Below are 18,147 nucleotides of genomic sequence, written 5' to 3' on the forward strand. Positions count from 1 at the left end.
AATAGAAGCGCCGGCCCTCTTGGGCCGGCGTTTTGCGTTCGCCTAGGCGGCAGCCAGCACGGCCTCGACCGCCGCGACGGCGGCGGCTGCGTTGCCGGTCTCCGAGCCGCCGGCCTGCGCCATGTCGGGACGGCCACCGCCGCCCTTGCCGCCGATCGCAGCACTGGCCTCGCGGACCAGCGCCACGGCATCGAAGCGGGCAGTCAGGTCGGGCGTGACGCCGACGACGACGGACGCCTTGCCTTCGGCGATGCCGACGAAAACCACGATCCCCGATCCGAGCTGAGCCTTCGCCTCGTCGACCAGCCCCTTCAGGTCCTTGCCGGCAACGCCGTCGAGGACGCGGCCGAGGAACGCCACGCCGCCGATATCCTTCGGCGCTGCAGCCCCCTCGCCGGCGCCTGGCTCGCCCGCCATCGCCAGGCGCTTCTTCGCCTCGGCCAGTTCCCGTTCGAGCCGGCGCCGCTCCTCGACAAGCGCCTCGACCCGCTCCGCCGCCTCGGCAGGCGCCACCTTCAGCGCCGCCGCCATCCGCCGCACCCGCCCATCCTGCTCGTTGAGATAGGCCCGCGCGGCCTCGCCTGTCAGCGCTTCCAGCCGGCGCACGCCGGCCCCGACGGCGCTCTCGCCGACCACGTGCACCAGCCCGATATCGCCCGTGGCGCGCACATGCGTGCCGCCGCACAGCTCGATCGAATAGGCCTTGCCGGCCTTGGCACCCTCTTCGGCTGTGCCCATCGAGACGACCCGGACCTCGTCGCCGTATTTCTCGCCGAACAGCGCCATTGCGCCGGAGGCGATCGCGTCGTCGATGGCCATCAGCCGCGTGTCGACCGGCGCATTCTGCAGGATGATCCGGTTTGCCAACCGCTCGACCTCAGCGATTTCCGACGCCACCAACGGCTTGGGATGCGAGAAGTCGAAACGCAGCCGATCCGGCGCAACCAGCGAGCCCTTCTGCGCCACGTGCGAGCCGAGCACTTCGCGCAGCCCCTCGTGCAGCAGGTGGGTGGCGGAATGGTTGGCGCGGATGCCGGTGCGGCGGCAGTGGTCGACTTCCAGATCCAGCGCCATGCCGACCCGCACGCGCCCCTTGGTCACCTTGCCGCGGTGCACGAACAGCCCGTTGGCCACCTTCTGCGTGTCGGCGATGGCGATCTCCGCGCCCTCGCCCCGCATCGTGCCGCTGTCGCCGAGCTGCCCGCCGGACTCGCCGTAGAACGGTGTCTGGTTGACGATGACCGCGACGTCCGTGCCGGCTTCCACCGTCTCGATCTCGCGACCGTCGGCGACCAGCGCCACAACGGCGCCCTCCGCCCGCTCGGTGTCGTAACCAAGGAACTCCGTCGCGCCGACCCGGTCGCGGACCGGGAACCAGATATTCTCGGACGAGGACTCGCCGGAGCCGACCCAGCTGGCGCGGGCCTCGGCCTTCTGGCGCTCCATCGCGGTGTTGAAGGCGTCGAGATCCACCGCAATACCGCGCGGCCGCAGCGCGTCCTGCGTCAGGTCGAGCGGGAAGCCGTAGGTGTCGTAGAGCTTGAAGGCGGTGTCGCCGGAAAGCCGCTCGCCGGCGTTCATTCCTTCGGTAGCGTCGGCAAGTAGCGACAGGCCGCGGTCGAGCGTCTGCAGGAAACGCTTTTCCTCCAGCTGCAGCGTCTCGGAGATCAGCGCCTCGGCCCGGACGAGCTCCGGATAGGCCCGGCCCATCTCGGCGACCAGCGTCGGCAGGATCTTGTAGAGCACCGGCTCGCGCGCTCCAAGCAGCTTGGCGTGCCGCATCGCCCGCCGCATGATCCGGCGCAGCACGTAGCCGCGTCCCTCGTTGGATGGCAACACGCCGTCGGCGATCAGGAACGCCGTCGCGCGGATGTGGTCGGCGATCACCCGGTGGCTCGCCACCGCGTCACCCTCGGCCCGCGAGCCGACGGCCGATTCCACCGAGGCGATCAGCGCCCGGAACAGGTCGATGTCGTAATTGTCGTGGACGCCCTGCAGCACCGCCGCGATCCGCTCCAGCCCCATGCCGGTGTCGATCGACGGGCGCGGCAGGTCGACCCGCTCCGACGCACTCAGCTGCTCGTACTGCATGAACACGAGATTCCAGATCTCGATGAAACGGTCGCCGTCTTCGTCGGGGCTTCCGGGCGGTCCGCCGGGAATCCCTTCGCCGTGGTCGTAGAAGATCTCCGAGCACGGACCACAGGGGCCGGTCTCGCCCATCGACCAGAAATTGTCGGAGGTGGCGATACGGATGATGCGGTCGTCGGACAGCCCGGCGATCTTGCGCCAGAGCACTGCCGCTTCCTCGTCCTCCGAATAGACGGTGACCAGCAGCCGATCGGCCGGGATCGCGTATTCGCGGGTTATCAGGTTCCAGGCGAGCTCGATGGCCCGTTCCTTGAAATAATCTCCGAAGGAGAAATTCCCGAGCATCTCGAAGAAGGTGTGGTGCCGGGCGGTGTAGCCGACATTATCGAGATCGTTGTGCTTGCCGCCGGCCCGCACGCATTTCTGCGAGGTGACGGCGCGCTGGTAGTCGCGCTTCTCGAGCCCGGTGAAGACGTTCTTGAACTGCACCATGCCCGCATTGGTGAACATCAATGTCGGGTCGTTGCGCGGCACCAGCGGCGACGACGCCACCTTCTCGTGACCTTCACGCGCAAAATAGTCCAGGAACGCGGACCGTATCTCGTTGACGCCACTCATGAAAGACCTTCGAAGCACCTGCGGGGACAATGGCGGGCAGCGTCACGCGACGCCAGCCACGCCGACCGAAGGGCGCTTTGTACAGAGGCCGCAAACAGGTGTCTATCAGGCGAACGCGGCGATCCCGCCGGCAGCATGACTGCCGGCGGGATCGGAGGAGCATCAATCGTCGGCTGCGGCGCTGTCGCCGTCGCCGGTATCGACGAGCAGCTGCTCGGCGATCAGCCCGGCATTCTGCCGGATCGACAGCTCGATCTCGTCGGCGATCGCCGGGTTGTCGCGCAGGAACGTCTTCGAGTTCTCGCGCCCCTGGCCGAGTCGCTGGCTGTTGTAGGAGAACCAGGCACCGGATTTCTCGACGATGCCGGACTTGACGCCCAGATCGATGAGCTCGCCGGTCTTCGAGACGCCCTCGCCATACATGATGTCGAATTCGACCTGCTTGAACGGCGGCGCCAGCTTGTTCTTGACCACCTTGACCTTGGTCTGGTTGCCAGTGACCTCGTCGCGATCCTTGATCGCGCCGATCCGGCGGATGTCGAGGCGGACCGAGGCATAGAACTTCAATGCATTGCCGCCCGTCGTCGTCTCGGGCGAGCCGAACATGACGCCGATCTTCATGCGGATCTGGTTGATGAAGATCACCATGCACTTGGAACGCGAGATCGAGCCGGTGAGCTTGCGCAGCGCCTGGCTCATCAGCCGCGCCTGCATGCCCGGCAGCGAATCGCCCATCTCGCCCTCGATCTCGGCCCGCGGCGTCAGCGCCGCGACCGAATCGATGACCAGGACGTCGATGGCGCCGGAGCGGACCAGCGTGTCGGTGATCTCCAGTGCCTGCTCGCCGGTATCGGGCTGCGAGATCAGGAGATTTTCCAGATCGACGCCGAGCTTGCGGGCATAGACCGGATCGAGCGCGTGCTCGGCGTCGACGAAGGCGCAGATGCCGCCTTTCTTCTGGGCTTCCGCGATCGTGTGCAGCGCCAGCGTCGTCTTGCCCGAGCTTTCCGGGCCGTAGATCTCGACGATGCGGCCCTTCGGCAGGCCGCCGACGCCGAGCGCGATGTCGAGGCCGATCGAGCCGGTAGAGACCGTCTCGATCTCGACGATCTTCTCGTTCTCGCCCAACCGCATGATCGAGCCCTTGCCGAACGCCCGCTCGATCTGCGAAAGCGCGGCATCGAGAGCCTTGGTCTTGTCCAACGAATTTTCCTCGACGAGACGGAGTGAGTTCTGTGCCATGAAGACGGGACCTTATTTCACGCGTTGGATCGGGGTGCAATGACGGCTTGGGCGAATTTGTACCGCGTTTGTTCTCTTCTGGCAAGCCGATTGTCCTGCTTTGTTCTGCTTTCGCAGGACTCCGCGAATCGCCGCTCACCCCGGCCAATGCTTAAGGTTCAATGAACCCCGCCCCCGCACGGTCGCCCGCCATCTTCGTCGCCGGCGCCGCACACATCGATCGCCGCGCCAAGGCGGACGTGCCCTTCGTTGCCGGTGCGTCCAACCCTGGGCATCTCTTCGACGTTCCGGGGGGCGCCGCCTTCAACGCAGCGGTCGCCTTGCATGGGCTTGGCTGTCACGTGGCGTTTCACGGCGCCCGGGGCGGGGATGCCGACGGCCAGAGGATCGCCCGCGCCCTTGCGGAGCTCGGCTTCGACGATGTCAGCGTGACGTGGCTGGACCGACGGACGCCGAACTACACCGCCGTGCTCGACGATCGCAGCGAGCTGGTCGCCGGCATTGCCGACATGGCGCTCTACGACAGGCTGGTGCCCCGCGTCTTCACCCGGGTCCACGTCCGCAAGGCACTGGCGCGGTGCGACGCGCTGCTGGTCGATGCCAATCTGCCGCCGGCGACCCTATCCGCGCTCATGGCGGCTGCGGGCCAGCGCCCGATCATCGCGATCGGCGTCTCGCCAGCCAAGGTCAGCCGGCTGACGGCCATCCTGCCGGTCCTTACCGCTGTCTTCCTCTCCCGTGCCGAAGCCGCCAGCCTCGTCGAGGCGACGGCGGCGACGAGTCCCCTGCTTCTTGCCGAACTCCTCGCCGAAATCGGCGTTAGCCGAGCGGTGATCACCGACGGTCCGCGCGACGTGGCGATCATCGAGGGCGACACGGTGCTTTTCCAGCAGCCGCCGACGGTGGTGCCGCGCGACGTCACCGGGGCCGGCGACACGCTCGCGGCCGTCGCACTGGCCGGCCATTTGGCCAGGCATCCCTGGATCGAGTGCGTGCGCCGCGGCATCGCCGCCTCGTCGCTGCGGGTCGCCGCCGAGACGTTCCCGCCGCCCGAAATGGCGCGGCTGGTCGATGAATGCCTAGCCGGCATGCCCGCCCCGCGTCAGCAGGAAAGGACCTTCTGATGACACCAGCTCCCCAATTCGGCCTCTCTGGCGAAGTCGCCGCCGCGAAAGAGGCAGGACAGCCCCTGGTGGCGCTCGAATCGACCATCGTCACGCACGGCATGCCCTACCCGCAGAACCTCGCCATGGCCCGGCGGGTCGAGGCGATCATCCGCGAGGAAGGCGCCGTCCCGGCGACCATTGCCGTGCTGCACGGCCGCCTCCGCATCGGGCTCGAGGCGGCGGAGCTGGAGGGCCTCGCAACCGTGCGCGACGCCATGAAGCTGTCGCGGGCGGACCTTGCCTTTGCCGTCGCGTCCGGGCGCACCGGGGCGACGACCGTTGCGGCGACGATGATCGCCGCAGCGCTGGCCGGCATCCGCGTCTTCGCGACCGGCGGGATCGGCGGCGTGCATCGCGGCGCCGAAACGAGCTTCGACATCTCGGCCGATCTCGAGGAGCTGGCGCGCACGCCGGTTCTGGTCGTCTGCGCCGGCGCCAAGGCGATTCTGGATCTGAAGAAAACCTACGAAGTCCTGGAGACCAAAGGCGTTCCCGTCGTCTGCCACGGCGCCGACGAGCTGCCGGCCTTCTGGTCGCGCGGCTCCGGCATCCCGGCGCCGCTACGGCTCGACACGCCGGAACAGATCGCGGCTTTCCAGGCGGCGCGCACGAGCCTCGGCATCGAAGGTGGGATGCTCATCGCCAATCCGGTTCCGGAAGAAGATGCGCTGCCGCAGGCGACGGTGGACGGCTGGATCGGCGCCGCGCTGGCCGACGCCGAAGCCCGGGGTATCGCCGGCAAGGCGGTCACGCCGTTCCTGCTGCAGCGGATGTTCGAGCTCAGCGACGGACGCTCGCTGGCGGCCAACATCGCCCTGGTCGAGAACAACGCCCGCCTCGCCGCCCGGATCGCCGTGGCGCTGCACGAGCGCGGCTGAGGCGCCGGCTCGACGGGCGCTATTCGTCGAGCATGGTCTTCACGGAGACCGCAAGGTCGCGCAGCGAGAACGGCTTGGCGAGGAAGCCGAACTTCTCGCCCTCCGGCAGGTTCTTGGCAAACGCGTCCTCGGCGTAGCCCGAGACGAAGATGAACTTCAGGTCCGGTCGTTTCTGGCGCATCTCGCGCAGCAGCGTCGGCCCGTCCATTTCCGGCATCACGACGTCGGAGACGATGAGATCGATGCGGCCCTCGAGCTCTTCCATCACCTCGAGCGCCTCGATGCCGGATGCGGCCTCGTGGACCTCGTAGCCGCGCATCTTCAGCGCCCGGACGTTGCCGGCGCGCACATGGTCCTCGTCCTCGACGAGCAGGATCGAGGCGGTGCCGGAGAGATCCATCTTGGCGTTGCTGGCGGCGACGGAACCGCCTTCGCTCTTGATGGCTGTGACCTGCGCCGGGATGTGCCGCGGCAGGAAGATCCGGAAGGCCGTGCCCTCGCCCTGCGTCGATTCCACGAAGATGAAGCCGCCGGACTGCTTGACGATGCCGTAGACCATCGACAGGCCGAGCCCGGTGCCCTTGCCGATCTCCTTGGTGGTGAAGAACGGCTCGAAGATCCGCTCGGCGACCTCCGCCGGCATGCCGGTGCCGGTATCGGCGACCTCGACGAGCACGTACTCGCCCTCGGTCAGTTCGGCATAGCCGAAGCGTCGGGCCTCGTCGGCGGCAACGTTCCGCGTCGAGATGGTGATCCTGCCACCCCCCGGCATGGCGTCACGGGCGTTCTGAACAAGATTGGTGATCACCTGCTCGAACTGGCCGATATCGGCCATCACCGGCCAGAGATCGCGCTCGTGGCGCCGTTCCAGCTTGGTGTTGTCGCCGCTGACCCGCTTCAGCAGCAGATGCATGTCGGCGATCACGTCGGTCAGGCTGAGCATCTTCGGCCGCATCGTCTGGCGGCGCGAATAGGCCAGCAGCTGGCGGACGAGCGAGGCGGCGCGGTTGGCGCTCTGCTTGATCAGCAGGAGATCCTGGAAGGACGGATCGCCGGTGCGGTGATTGAGCAGCAGGAAGTCGACCGAGGCGGTGATGATGGTCAGCACGTTGTTGAAATCATGCGCGATGCCGCCCGCAAGATTGCCGATCGCCTGCATCTTCTGGCTCTTGGCGTACTGGTCCTCGAGGACGCGCTGTTCGGTGATGTCGACGCCGTAGAGGATCGCCGCTTCGTCGCTATCGCCACCCGCCTTGGGCACGGCGCTGATGTAGAGCCGGACGGAGCGCGGCGGCTCGCCTTCGATTTCGGCGTCGATCGCCGGAATGCCGGCCCGCCCGGTCGTCGCCGCGGCCAGCGCCTGGCGCAGCCCCTCGCGGCCGTTCTCGCGCAGGCTGCGTTCGATCTCGGCGCCGCCGGCGGCTGCCTCTGCACCGAACAGCTGGCCGAAGACGGCATTCGCCCGCACCACGCGCCCGTGCTCGTCCAGCGCGGCGATCGCCATCGGCGAGGAGTTGAAGAAGCGCGTGAAGCGTGCCTCCGCGACTTCCAGCGAGCCCGGCGCCTCGTTGTCGCCGCCGCGGTTCAGCACCAGCGTTCGCACGATGCCCGGCGCCGCCGCGTCGCCTTCGGCGCTGCGTCGGAGCAGCCGGACCGGCAGGCTCTGCCCCCGCTCGGTGACGAGATCGAGATCGATTACTGTCGGCGCGTCAGACGCGCCGACGTTCAGGCGCGGCGACAGCAACCCATGCGAGACTTCGGGCACGAATTCGAGGATCGAGCGGCTGAACGGCTTGAATTCGCTGAGGTCGACATCGAGCCAGCCGGCCAGCGTGGCGTTCAAATAGGCGATGCGATGATCGGCATCGGCTGCGAAGAAGCCGGCCGGCGCCTTGTCGAGATAGTCGATCGCGTGCTGCAGGTCCTGGAACGAGCTTTCCTCGTGCTTGCGGTCGGCGGTGATGTCGAGGATCTGCCATGCCTGCAGCAGGCCGTTCGATGTCGCCAGCGGCCGCACCGAGGCGCGGTACCAGTGAGCCGTCGGGGCGGCTTCGCCGCCGGACAGGCTGCGCGGCAGCCGGAACTCGCGGTGACCCGCGCGATTTTCCCGCGCGAGGTTCGCCAGCGCGTAGATCGCCTCGGATGCCTCTGGCTCGCGCGCCAGGAGCCGCTCCAGCGTCTTCACCGTGGTTGCCGTCGTAGCACCGGTTGCCTCGCCATAGGCGCGGTTGGCGTAGATGATCCGACCCTTGCGGTCGACGATCAACGTTCCGGTTCGTGCCGTGTCGAGGAAATCCTTGGCGATCGCGCCTTCGGCGATTCGGCCGGTGAACTGGACGAAGCCGAGGGCGGTGGCGAAGATCGCGGCGATGCCGGCGATGGCCAGCGCCCCGAAGATGATCACCAGCGCGATCGCGCCATAGGCATGGCCGAACAGCGCCAGCAGCGCCGCCAGAAGGATCAGCCCGCCGCCGAGCACCAGCAGGCGGCGCACGCCGGAGGCCGCCGCGGCCCGGTCGATCAAAGGCTTCTCGACCGTTCCCATGGCCACTCCGTTCATTCTGCCCCTCGCCTGCATGCGCCATGTTGGGCGCGCGCGATACTGAATCAAAAGCCAGACCGAGGCGAGATGTCGCTTGAACGGTTTTTCTTTGGCCTGCAATCGCGAAAAAGCCCGCTTCCGCCTTCGCGCGCGATCAATGACGCACTATGAACAGCCAAGCTGGTCCTATGCTTGAGTTTGGGACCTCTTCGTTCAACTCGGCCCGGCCACAGCTTTTTAGGCTGCGGTCGTCCCTCCCGCCCCGCAGGAGCTGCAGCCCATGCCCCAATGGCTTGTCGATATCGTCGGGGAGAGCCTCGCCCCGATCGTCTGGGTGGCGATCGTGGCCCTCGTCGTCTGCCTTCTGGCGATCGTGGTGATCCTGCTCGCCAAGAAGGCCTTTGGCGGCATCGGTGGTGGCGGGTTCAAGACGCGGGCACCGCGGCTGGCGGTCATGGACGTGGCGCGGATCGACGAGAAGCGCCGGCTGGTGCTGGTGCGGCGCGACGAGGTCGAGCATCTGGTGCTCGTCGGCGGCCAGACGGATATCCTGCTGGAGGGGAACATCCTTCGCGTACCAGCCGCCCGTTCGCGCACCGAGCCGCAACTGGACCGGTTGCCCGACCCTGACGACGCGCCGGCGGCACGCCGCTGGGATGCCCCGTCCAACGGTGACGAGCGCCAGAGCCGCCCGCATGTTGCTCCGCCGCCCGCGCCGGCCCGGCACGAGCCGCGGCATGGAGCGCAGAACGGCGACACGAACGCCCCCGAACCTCGCACCGAAGCGGCACCGAGCCCCGTCGCGACGCCAGCGCCGGCTCCCGTGGTCGCGCCGCCGCGTCCGGCGGCTCCGAAGCGCGACGCGGCGCCGCTGCCCGATGCGCGCCGGCCCGAGGCAGAGGCCGTCCGGCTTCCGCCGCGCCCGCCCGTCCCGCCGGCCCCGCCGGTACAGCCGCGGTCGATGGCGACCCCGACACTGCCGGCTGCGCAGCGCGAAGAGGCAGCTGCACGGCAGCCGACGCCCGCCGCATCGTCTCAGAGCACCGGTCGAATCGAGCCGTCGCTGGCGATGCCCGACCCGCAGCCCACGCCCGATATGTCGCGGCAGCGCGCCGAGCTGCGCGAGCGCCTGAGCCGTTCCCCGTCGACGAGCCTGCCACGCGCGCCGGCCGCCAGCGCGCCGGTGGTGACGCTGGACAAGCCGGCCGAAGCAGCACTCGAGCGACGCCCGCTCTCCGTGCGCAGCTTCGCCACCGCCATCCAGAACCGCGGCGCGCCGCTCGATGTGCAAGCGCCGGTGGCGCCGCCGAAGCCGGCTATCGCCCCGCCTGTCGCGGCCGCGCCGCCAGTCGTGCCTGTGCAGCCCGCCGCGTCGCGTGATGAGCCGGCCGGCGTGGCGACGCAAGAGCCGAGCCTCGAGGATTTCCTGTCGGCTGAACTCGATCTGGAACTGTCACGCGACGATGCGCCAGAGGTTTCATCAGATGCAGCGACGCCTTCACGCCCGGAGGCCGATAATGGTCCGGCCAGCGCGCCGCAGTTGACGGAGCCCGTGCCTCAGCCAATTTCGGCTGCGACCACGACCGTGGAACCCGCTCCCGAGCCGAAACGCCAATCGACGCCGCCCGCTGCAAATGCCGAATCGCCGGCACGCAAGCTGACGCTCGAAGAGGAGATGGAACGCCTGCTGGGTGATTTCAGCTTCGGGGAGAGCGATCGCCGCGACCGCGGCTGAGAGGCACTGGCGCAGGTGTCGCAGCCTGCACCGTGACGACCGTGCGGTTGGCTGGCAGGCTGCCGGACACGCAGCACTAAACCGAAGCTTCAGGGAACGGCCTCAACCCAAGACCGTCGCACCGAGAACTCGTCTGGTGGTCCCTGTCGGAGGCCCGGGAGGCCCCGGATGTGTCAGACGCCGAGGCCCTTTATGGGCCGGTCGGCCTATTCGTCCCGATACACCTTCTCGCGCCGCTCGTGGCGCTCCTGCGCCTCCAGCGACATCGTGGCGATCGGCCGCGCGTCGAGGCGCTTCAGGCTGATCGGCTCGCCGGTCTCTTCGCAGAAGCCGTAGGTCCCGTCCTCGATCCGCTCCAACGCGGCGTCGATCTTGGAGATCAGCTTGCGCTGGCGGTCGCGGGCCCGCAACTCGATCGCCCGGTCGGTCTCGGATGAGGCCCGGTCGGCGGCGTCCGCCTGGCTGCTGTTCTCGTTGGCGAGCGCTTCGAGCGTCTCGCGTGATTCGCGCAGGATCTCGGCCTTCCAGGCGAGCAGCTTTCGGCGAAAGTACTCCTTCTGGCGATCATTCATGAACGGGCCGTCTTCCGACAGGGTCGCATCCATCTTGAGTGTCTCGCTCATTGGGCACCTCCGTTCCGCAGCCGGGCTTATAACGACGCTTCCGCAAGCGAACAAGTTGCTTCATCCGCGACAACCTGAAAGTGACTCGAAAAACTAACGCGCGGAATTCGTTCGCCTTTCAGCGCGCATATCCACCACGAAGCGTGACACGTGGATGACGCGCGCGCCGGCCCGGCGCCTTATCCACCGATACTGGTGCGTCGCTTGCGGCTCGCGCGGGGATTGTCGCCGGTGCCGCGCCCCGATTGCCGCGGCGGCCGATTCGGCTTACTCGAACAAGCATGTCTGCTGACCCGCGAAGCCGTCTCTTCATCCTGCGCCATGCGCATTCGTCCTGGGCCCTGCCGGGTCAGCGCGATCACCAGCGCCCGCTCGACGAGCGCGGCCGCGACGACGCGTTTCGGCTCGGGGCCTTCCTGGCGAAAGCCGAATGGCGCATCGATGCGGTGGCAAGCTCCACCGCGACCCGCGCCACCGAGACGCTGGACCTCGTGCGCCCGGCGCTGCCGGCCGGAACGCCAGAACATCTCTCCGACTCGCTCTATGCCCTTGGCGTCGACGCCTACTATGCCGAGGCATGCCGCGTGGGCGACGCCGGCGGCGTCCTCATCATCGGCCACAACCCGACCATCGAGGAATTCACCGTCTCCCTCGCCGGCGACGGCGAGGCGGAAGCGCTTGAGACACTCGCGGCGGGCTTTCCCACCTGCGGCCTGGCGATCGTCGAATTCGGCACCACCCTCGCTGACATCACCCCCGGTGCCGGCAGGCTTCGTCGGCTGCTCGTTCCCGCCGAGTTCGGCGACGGCTGACGGGTCGGGCTTTCGGCGCCGGCACAGGTCTCCTATATCGACCTCGCAGCCAGAGTAGAGGATACCCGCGCGTTCATGACCTCCCTTGCCGACGAGGCGCGGCTCGTCCTCGACAATTTCGCCGACCGCACCACCGGCCTCTTCCACCCGAACCTGCGGCTCGGCGTCGCCGGCCTGTCGCGCGCCGGCAAGACCGTGTTCATCACCGCCCTCGTCCACAATCTGCTGCATGGCGGGCGCCTGTCGCTGTTCGAGGCGCAGGCCAGCGGCCGGATCATGCGCAGCTACCTGGAGGAGCAGCCGGACGACGCCGTGCCGCGGTTCCAGTACGAGGAGCATATCCGCACCATCCTCGAGGACCGCGCCTGGCCGAAATCCACGCGGGCGATCTCCGAGCTGCGCCTCACCATCGAATACGAATCCGCCTCCGGCTGGTCGCGCATGTTCTCCGGCGGCCGGCTGTCGCTCGACATCGTCGACTATCCCGGCGAGTGGCTGCTCGACCTGCCGCTGCTCGACAAGGATTTCGCGCGCTTCTCCGCCGAGGCGCTCGAACGGGCCCGGTTGCCCTCGCGCCAGGCCATGGCGGGCAAGTTCCTCGCGCTGGTCGACGGTCTCGATCTCGGCCAGCCGGCCGACGAGCCGACTGCCCAATCGCTCAGCACCGCCTTTGCCGAATACCTGAAGGCCTGCCGCGACGACTCGACCGCCCTGTCGACGCTTCCCCCCGGCCGCTTCCTGATGCCGGGCGACCTCGAGGGCTCCCCGGCGCTGACCTTCGCGCCGCTGCCGGTCGAGCCCGGCCGGACCTATCCGAAGGGCTCGCTCGCGGCGCTCCTGGCGCGGCGCTACGAGGCCTACAAGACCGTCGTGGTGAAGCCGTTCTTCCGCGAGCATTTCGCCCGGCTCGACCGGCAGATCCTGCTGGTCGACGTCATGCAGGCGATCAATGCCGGCCCCGAGGCGGTGCGCGACCTCGAAACCGCGCTCGCCGACATCCTCGGCTGCTTCCGCCCCGGCCGCAACAGCTGGCTCGGCTCCTTCCTGACACGCCGCATCGACCGCATCCTCGTCGCGGCGACCAAGGCGGACCATCTGCACCGCGACAGCCACCGGCCGCTCGAGGCGATCGTCCGCCGGCTGCTCGACGACGCCATCGCCCGGGCGAAATTCTCCGGCGCCGAGACCGATGTGCTGGCGTTGGCGGCCGTACGGGCGACCCGCGAGGCGACCGTCACGGACGGCGACGACCGTCTGCCGGTGATCGTCGGCACCCCTGCCGCCGGCGAGACGATCGGCCGGGACACGTTCGACGGCGAGACCGAGACAGCGGTGTTCCCCGGCGACCTGCCGAGCGACCCGGCCCGATTGTTCCTGCCGAACGCCGGCAAGCCGGCGGACGGCATCCGTTTCGTGCGGTTCCGCCCGCCGCGGCTGGAGCGCACGGCCGAGGGGCTGACGCTGTCGCTGCCCCATATCCGCCTTGACCGCGCGCTGCAGTTCCTCCTCGGAGACCGGCTGGCATGAGCAACGACGACGACTCCCGGCCCACCCGCCGTCCCGGTGCGTATCGCCTCGATGAAGCCGGCCTCGCCCGGGCTTCCCCTGTAGAGGAGCGTGTCGTCCCGACGCGTGCTCCACGGGCGATCGACGATCTGTCGCGCGTCGCGCTGGAGCCCGACGACGCCATCGAACGCCAGGCCCTGGAAGCACTGGAGGCCGCACCCGCGACAAGGCGCCGGCGCCGCTTTTCCTTCGGCAAGCTCTTCATCGCTGCCCTCGGCGTGCTGGTGTCGCTCGGCGTCGCGCTGGCGATCGATGCGCTGATCCGCGACCTCTTTGCGCGCTATGACTGGCTCGGCTGGCTTGCGGTTGGCGTCACGGTGCTGCTGGTGATTGGGGCCGTAGGCCTTGCTGCCCGCGAGGCGATCGGCCTGATGCGCCTGTCGGCGGTCGACCGCGAGCGCCGCGACGGCCTTGCCGCGTACGAGGCGAATTCGGCGAGCGACGCGCGGACCGTGGTGCGCTCCCTCTCCACCCTCCTGTCGGGACGGCCGGAGACCGCCCATGGCCGGGCGCGCCTCGCCGAACTCGACGACGAGGTCATTGACGGCGCCGACCTGATCGCGCTCGCCGAGCGTGAACTGCTCGGGCCACTCGACGCAGCTGCCCGCACCCTGGTCCTCGCCTCCGCCAAGCGGGTCTCGGTGGTCACCGCCGTCAGCCCGAAGGCGCTGGTCGACGTCGCCTATGTGCTGTTCGAAACGGTGAAGCTGATCCGCCACATGTCGGAGCTCTATGGCGCGCGGCCCGGCACGCTCGGCCTGATCCGCCTGACGCGCGACGTTCTGGCGCATCTCGCCGTGACAGGCTCGATCGCGATCGGCGATGGCGTCATGCAGCAGCTGCTCGGCCACGGCGTTGCCGCGAAACTCTCGGCAAGGATGGGCGAAGGCGTCGTCAACGGCCTCCTGACCGCCCGGGTCGGCCTTGCCGCCATGGATCTGTGTCGGCCGCTGCCTTTCCTGCGGACCCGGCGTCCGCGCATCGGCGACATCCTCTCCGAACTCGTCTCGATCGGCGGCGGGTCCGCCGCTCGCCGGCGTCCGGCCGAAGCCGGTCCGAACGATTTGTGAACTCCTTGGCAAGGCTCTCTTAACCCTTACGAGCGATAAAGATTGGTGAAACAACCGCTTGCGCCCGTCAGGAAGGTCCCGCCCATGTCCCGCATTCTGAAGGCCGGTCTCGCTCTCGCGATCGCCGCCTCTACCGGCCTCGCCTCGCCGGCCTTCGCCGAGAACGACGAGACGTTCTTCCGCCAGGTCGTCGGCCATTGGTCCGGCCCCGGCGAGATCGTCGCCGGCAAGTACAAGGGCACCAAGTTCATCTGCGACTTCGCCGGCACCCAGCACGCCAAGAGCGTCGGCATGGCGCTCGACGGCTCCTGCCGGGTCGGGTTGTTCTCCCAGCCGATGCGGGCCGAGGTGACCCGCGGCGGCAAGGGCTACACCGGCGCGTTCCAGGACGGCGCCAAGGGCAAGGGCCTCGACATCGTCTCCGGCGACGTCGGTGCCGATCGGATCGTCGTCAGCCTCGACCGCAAGCAGCTCAAGGGCGCGATGATCGCAAGGCTCGCCGACGAAGACACGATGGCTATCACCGTCTCTGTCCGCGTCGCCTCGGATCTCGTGCCGGTCATCGGCATGAACCTCAAGCGCACAGGCGCCGTCCGCCAGAGCGCCCTCACCGAGTAACATCACCGAGAAACCGGGCCGGGGTCACGAGTCCCCGCCCGGCTCCCGCCACCATTCCCCGTCGACGCTCGCGGGCTCGATGCCCTCAGGATTCGCGGCTGCGGCCCACTCGGCGACCGTACGGTTGCCGATCCGCAAACCTGGCGCGATCTCGGCCAGCGGGATCAGCACGAAGGCGCGGTCGGTCACGCGCGGATGCGGCAGGATGAGCGCGTCGTCCGCGTAGAGCCGCTCGCCGTAATCGAGAACGTCGAGATCGAGCGTGCGCGGCCCCCAGCGTTCCCGGCGTTCGCGCTTGAAGCTACGCTCGGTCGCCAGACACAGTTCCAAGAGGTCGCGCGGCGACAGCGTCGTCGACACCATGGCGCAGGCATTGAAGAACCACGGCTGGTCGGTCTTGCCCCAGGGCGGCGTGCGGTAGAGCCGCGAGGCTGAAACGACATCGCAATCGGCCCGTCCGTCGATCAGGCGCAAGGCCGCCGCCATCGTCGCCCGCGGATCGCCGATATTGCCGCCGAGCCCGAGGCAGGCAGTCACGCTCACCAGCGCTCCCCCTGGAGCGCGCGGCGCATGGCATCGGCGATCATCAGCGCGTCGCGGTTGGCCGGCACGTTGTGCACCCGGAAGATATCCGCCCCGCGTTCGCGCAGCAGCACCGACGTTGCCGCCGAGGCGATGTCGGGCTCTGGATCCGCGCGCCCGATCGCGCCGCGCACGAAGCGCTTGCGTGACGTGCCGACGAGCAGCGGGAAGCCCAAGCTCATCAGTTCGGCGAAGCGGGCCATCAGGATCATGTTCTCCGGCCCGTCCTTGGCAAAGCCGAAACCCGGGTCGAGCACGATGGCACCGTCTGCAACGCCCGCCCCGCGGGCGATCTCCAGCGAGCGGCGCAGGAACAGGAACTGGTCCTCGATGACATCGGGGAGCGTCTCGCGCTCCCGTCCCGTGTGCATCATGCAGAGGCCCGACCTGGTCTCGGCGGCAACCCGGGCGATCGCCGGATCCTTCTGCGCGCCCCAGACGTCGTTGACGATATGGGCCCCGGCATCGACCGCCAGCCGTGCGGTCTCCGAGCGATAGGTGTCGACCGAGATCAGGCAGTTGGACCGGCGCGCCAGTTCCTCGATCACCGGCAGGATCCGCCGCTGCTCCTCAAGAGCGTCCACCGGCGTCGCTCCGGGCCGCGTCGACTCGCCGCCGATGTCGACGATGCTGGCCCCCTCGGCGACCATCTTCAGCGATTCCGCCACGGCAGCCTCGACACTGGCGTAGCGTCCGCCATCGGAGAAGCTGTCGGGCGTCGCGTTGAGGATGCCCATGATGCAGGCCACCCCGCCGAGCTCGACGCTGCGGCCATGGCCGACCTGCCAGGTACCGCCCCTTGGTTCGATGACGTCCATGGACGCTCCCGCCAGATGATGCTGTTCGGCGTCGTGGGTAACGCGCCACCGGGCGCCGCGCAATTGTGCGCGAGGCCGCTTGTGTTGCGGCGGCGATGGGTTAGCGTGATCCTTCATGCTATCGCCAGCCGCCTCACAGGCAAAGGATCGTTGCAGAATGCGGACGAACAGGGGCCTGCCGTTGATCGGCGTCCTGGCGCTCGGCGTCGGGCTCGCCCATGCCTTGCCCGCCGAGGCGGCCAAGGTCACCCAGCGCACCACCTACTTCGCCGTGAAGGGCTCGACGCTCGAGGAACTCGATCGGGATCTCAGCCGCAGCGGTCCCTATGTCGCCGAGACCGGCCTGCGCCATCCCGGCGCGACCGAGGTCAAGTTCGACGGTCAGGTGACCTACAAACGGGATGCCAGCGGCTGTCAGGTCGACCAGACCAATCTCAGCCTTACGCTCAACATGACCCTGCCCCGCTGGACTCCGCCGAAGCGGGTGGCACCGGAGACGGTCATGGTCTGGCGAACGCTCGAGGAGGATATCCGTCGGCACGAGAACCGCCATGCGGACATCGCCAAGGAATGGCTGAAGCGGATGGAGATGGCGATCCGCAATCTGCGGACGCAGCCCAGCTGCGCGGCGATGGAAGCCGACGTGAACAACATCACCCAGCGCTATCTCGCCTCGCACGAACGCGCCCAGATCGAGTTCGACACGATCGAGGGCCGCGAGGTCAATTTCCGCCTGCGTCGGGCGCTGTCGCGCACCATGCAGGAATACGTCCGCTAACCGACGCTCGCTGGAATGCTCTGGATAAGCAGGTGGCTCTGCGCCGTCAGGCCTGGCGTTCGGGAACCCTCAGCACCAGCCCGTCGAGGTCGTCCCGGATCTTGATCTGGCAGGAGAGCCGCGAATTCGGCTGCATCTCGAAGGCGAAGTCGAGCATGTCCTCTTCCATCGCCTCCGGCTCGCCGGTCTTCGCCGTCCAGGCTTCATCGACATAGACGTGGCAGGTGGCGCAGGCGCAGGCGCCGCCGCATTCCGCCTCGATCCCCGGCACGTCGTTGCGGATGGCGTTTTCCATCGCCGTCGTCCCGACAGGGGCGTCGATGTCGTAGCGTTGCCCGTCATGCGTGACGAAGGTGAGCTTGGCCATGAGGTCTCTCGTTCCAGGATTGCGGGCGATGACGTCGCCCCTCCCACGGCGGGAAACGAGACGAGACGGGAGTGGATGAGCCATCCGGCGCCCCGCCCGCCGACCAACGGGCGAACCCGTTGCCGAAAGCGGCAGGCAGCCGGTTTGTTAAGGTCGGCAGGCCCTTGAAGTCAACTCTTGCGAGGCCCCTTGCGGGGTTTCGTTTCGCTCAGTCGATCAGCGAGCGGGCGAAGCTGGAGACTGCCTCGGCCTCGAGGCGCAGCTGCGCCAGCGCCGTCTCGTCCCGGAGCGCGGTCTCGTATCGCTCGGCGGAGTCGGCCAGCCGAAAGGCGCCGACATTGCGGGCCGTTCCTTTGAGCGAATGGGCAATCTGGCGTCGGTCCTCCTCGCGCGCCCCGTCGAGACGCCGCATCAAGGTGTCGAGCTGACGGCCCAGCATGCCCAGCACGTCGGCTTCGAGCGCCCGGTCGCCGCAGGTCTGGCGTGCCAGATGGACGAGGTCGATGGGCCGGCGCCGGGACGGACATGGCGCGCCGGCGGCCGCATCGCCGACTTTCGACTTTTCCGGCTTGAGTGCCGCCAGAAGCATCCCCGTCTCCTTCATCGCCCGACGGCGGCATCTGCCGCGGTCCTGGGACGTG

At 68.4% G+C, this 18,147-nt stretch carries 16 protein-coding genes; 8 read left to right on the forward strand and 8 right to left on the reverse strand.

What is annotated here, in order from left to right:
* Positions 1-42: 42 nt before the first annotated feature.
* Both alaS and recA read right to left on the reverse strand, forming a co-directional pair.
* Positions 43-2,709, reverse strand: a complete 2,667-nt coding sequence (gene alaS, locus GTW51_RS00585; protein WP_163041949.1) for an alanine--tRNA ligase — start codon at positions 2,707-2,709, stop codon at positions 43-45.
* A gap of 162 nt (positions 2,710-2,871) precedes the next feature.
* Entirely contained in the window at positions 2,872-3,951 is a 1,080-nt protein-coding gene (recA, locus tag GTW51_RS00590; RefSeq protein ID WP_163041950.1) for a recombinase RecA, read from the reverse strand.
* Positions 3,952-4,112: 161 nt separating this feature from the next.
* On the opposite strand from recA, the gene GTW51_RS00595 reads away from it, so the two are divergent.
* Positions 4,113-5,075 carry a carbohydrate kinase family protein gene (locus GTW51_RS00595; protein ID WP_163041951.1) on the forward strand — a complete coding sequence of 321 codons (963 nt, stop codon included), beginning with the start codon at positions 4,113-4,115 and terminating at the stop codon, positions 5,073-5,075.
* Complete coding sequence (locus GTW51_RS00600) at positions 5,075-5,995, forward strand: pseudouridine-5'-phosphate glycosidase (RefSeq protein ID WP_163041952.1); 921 nt, start codon at positions 5,075-5,077, stop codon at positions 5,993-5,995. The genes GTW51_RS00595 and GTW51_RS00600 overlap by 1 nt, the downstream gene beginning before the upstream one ends.
* Before the next feature lie 19 nt (positions 5,996-6,014).
* Here GTW51_RS00600 and cckA read toward each other — a convergent pair whose 3' ends face one another.
* Positions 6,015-8,555 carry a cell cycle histidine kinase CckA gene (gene cckA / locus GTW51_RS00605; protein WP_163041953.1) on the reverse strand — a complete coding sequence of 847 codons (2,541 nt, stop codon included), beginning with the start codon at positions 8,553-8,555 and terminating at the stop codon, positions 6,015-6,017.
* A gap of 325 nt (positions 8,556-8,880) precedes the next feature.
* Between cckA and GTW51_RS00610 the strand changes: the two genes are divergently transcribed.
* Positions 8,881-10,272, forward strand: coding sequence for a flagellar biosynthetic protein FliO (locus tag GTW51_RS00610; protein ID WP_203565825.1), 1,392 nt, complete (start codon positions 8,881-8,883; stop codon positions 10,270-10,272).
* Positions 10,273-10,478: 206 nt separating this feature from the next.
* Here GTW51_RS00610 and dksA read toward each other — a convergent pair whose 3' ends face one another.
* Positions 10,479-10,895: an RNA polymerase-binding protein DksA gene (gene dksA / locus GTW51_RS00615; protein WP_163041955.1), complete on the reverse strand. Its 417-nt coding sequence runs from the start codon at positions 10,893-10,895 to the stop codon at positions 10,479-10,481.
* A 281-nt stretch (positions 10,896-11,176) separates the two neighbouring features.
* Here dksA and GTW51_RS00620 point away from each other — a divergent pair, with 281 nt between their 5' ends.
* The 4 genes from GTW51_RS00620 to GTW51_RS00635 all read left to right on the forward strand — a co-directional run bounded on the left by GTW51_RS00620 (position 11,177) and on the right by GTW51_RS00635 (position 14,961).
* Positions 11,177-11,707 carry a SixA phosphatase family protein gene (locus tag GTW51_RS00620; protein WP_163041956.1) on the forward strand — a complete coding sequence of 177 codons (531 nt, stop codon included), beginning with the start codon at positions 11,177-11,179 and terminating at the stop codon, positions 11,705-11,707.
* A gap of 75 nt (positions 11,708-11,782) precedes the next feature.
* Positions 11,783-13,234, forward strand: a complete 1,452-nt coding sequence (locus GTW51_RS00625; protein ID WP_163041957.1) for a YcjX family GTP-binding protein — start codon at positions 11,783-11,785, stop codon at positions 13,232-13,234.
* Positions 13,231-14,343, forward strand: a complete 1,113-nt coding sequence (locus tag GTW51_RS00630; protein WP_163041958.1) for a YcjF family protein — start codon at positions 13,231-13,233, stop codon at positions 14,341-14,343. The genes GTW51_RS00625 and GTW51_RS00630 overlap by 4 nt, the downstream gene beginning before the upstream one ends.
* A gap of 84 nt (positions 14,344-14,427) precedes the next feature.
* Positions 14,428-14,961, forward strand: a complete 534-nt coding sequence (locus GTW51_RS00635) for a hypothetical protein (protein WP_163041959.1) — start codon at positions 14,428-14,430, stop codon at positions 14,959-14,961.
* A 24-nt stretch (positions 14,962-14,985) separates the two neighbouring features.
* Here GTW51_RS00635 and folK read toward each other — a convergent pair whose 3' ends face one another.
* Both folK and folP read right to left on the reverse strand, forming a co-directional pair.
* Entirely contained in the window at positions 14,986-15,504 is a 519-nt protein-coding gene (folK, locus tag GTW51_RS00640; RefSeq protein WP_163041960.1) for a 2-amino-4-hydroxy-6-hydroxymethyldihydropteridine diphosphokinase, read from the reverse strand.
* Positions 15,501-16,361 (reverse strand): dihydropteroate synthase, encoded by an 861-nt coding sequence (gene folP / locus GTW51_RS00645; protein ID WP_163041961.1) that lies wholly within the window; start codon positions 16,359-16,361, stop codon positions 15,501-15,503. Before folP ends, folK begins: the two co-directional genes overlap by 4 nt.
* Before the next feature lie 157 nt (positions 16,362-16,518).
* Here folP and GTW51_RS00650 point away from each other — a divergent pair, with 157 nt between their 5' ends.
* Positions 16,519-17,139 (forward strand): DUF922 domain-containing Zn-dependent protease, encoded by a 621-nt coding sequence (locus tag GTW51_RS00650; RefSeq protein ID WP_163041962.1) that lies wholly within the window; start codon positions 16,519-16,521, stop codon positions 17,137-17,139.
* Between the two features lie 46 nt (positions 17,140-17,185).
* On the opposite strand, the gene GTW51_RS00655 is transcribed toward GTW51_RS00650, so the two are convergent.
* Positions 17,186-17,506 (reverse strand): 2Fe-2S iron-sulfur cluster-binding protein, encoded by a 321-nt coding sequence (locus GTW51_RS00655; protein WP_163041963.1) that lies wholly within the window; start codon positions 17,504-17,506, stop codon positions 17,186-17,188.
* A gap of 208 nt (positions 17,507-17,714) precedes the next feature.
* The gene (locus GTW51_RS00660) at positions 17,715-18,095 is read right to left on the reverse strand and encodes an Hpt domain-containing protein (protein ID WP_163041964.1); all 381 of its coding nucleotides are present in this window, start codon (positions 18,093-18,095) and stop codon (positions 17,715-17,717) included.
* Positions 18,096-18,147 lie beyond the last annotated feature (52 nt).

This window comes from Aurantimonas aggregata (assembly GCF_010500835.1).
Lineage (GTDB): Bacteria > Pseudomonadota > Alphaproteobacteria > Rhizobiales > Rhizobiaceae > Aurantimonas > Aurantimonas aggregata.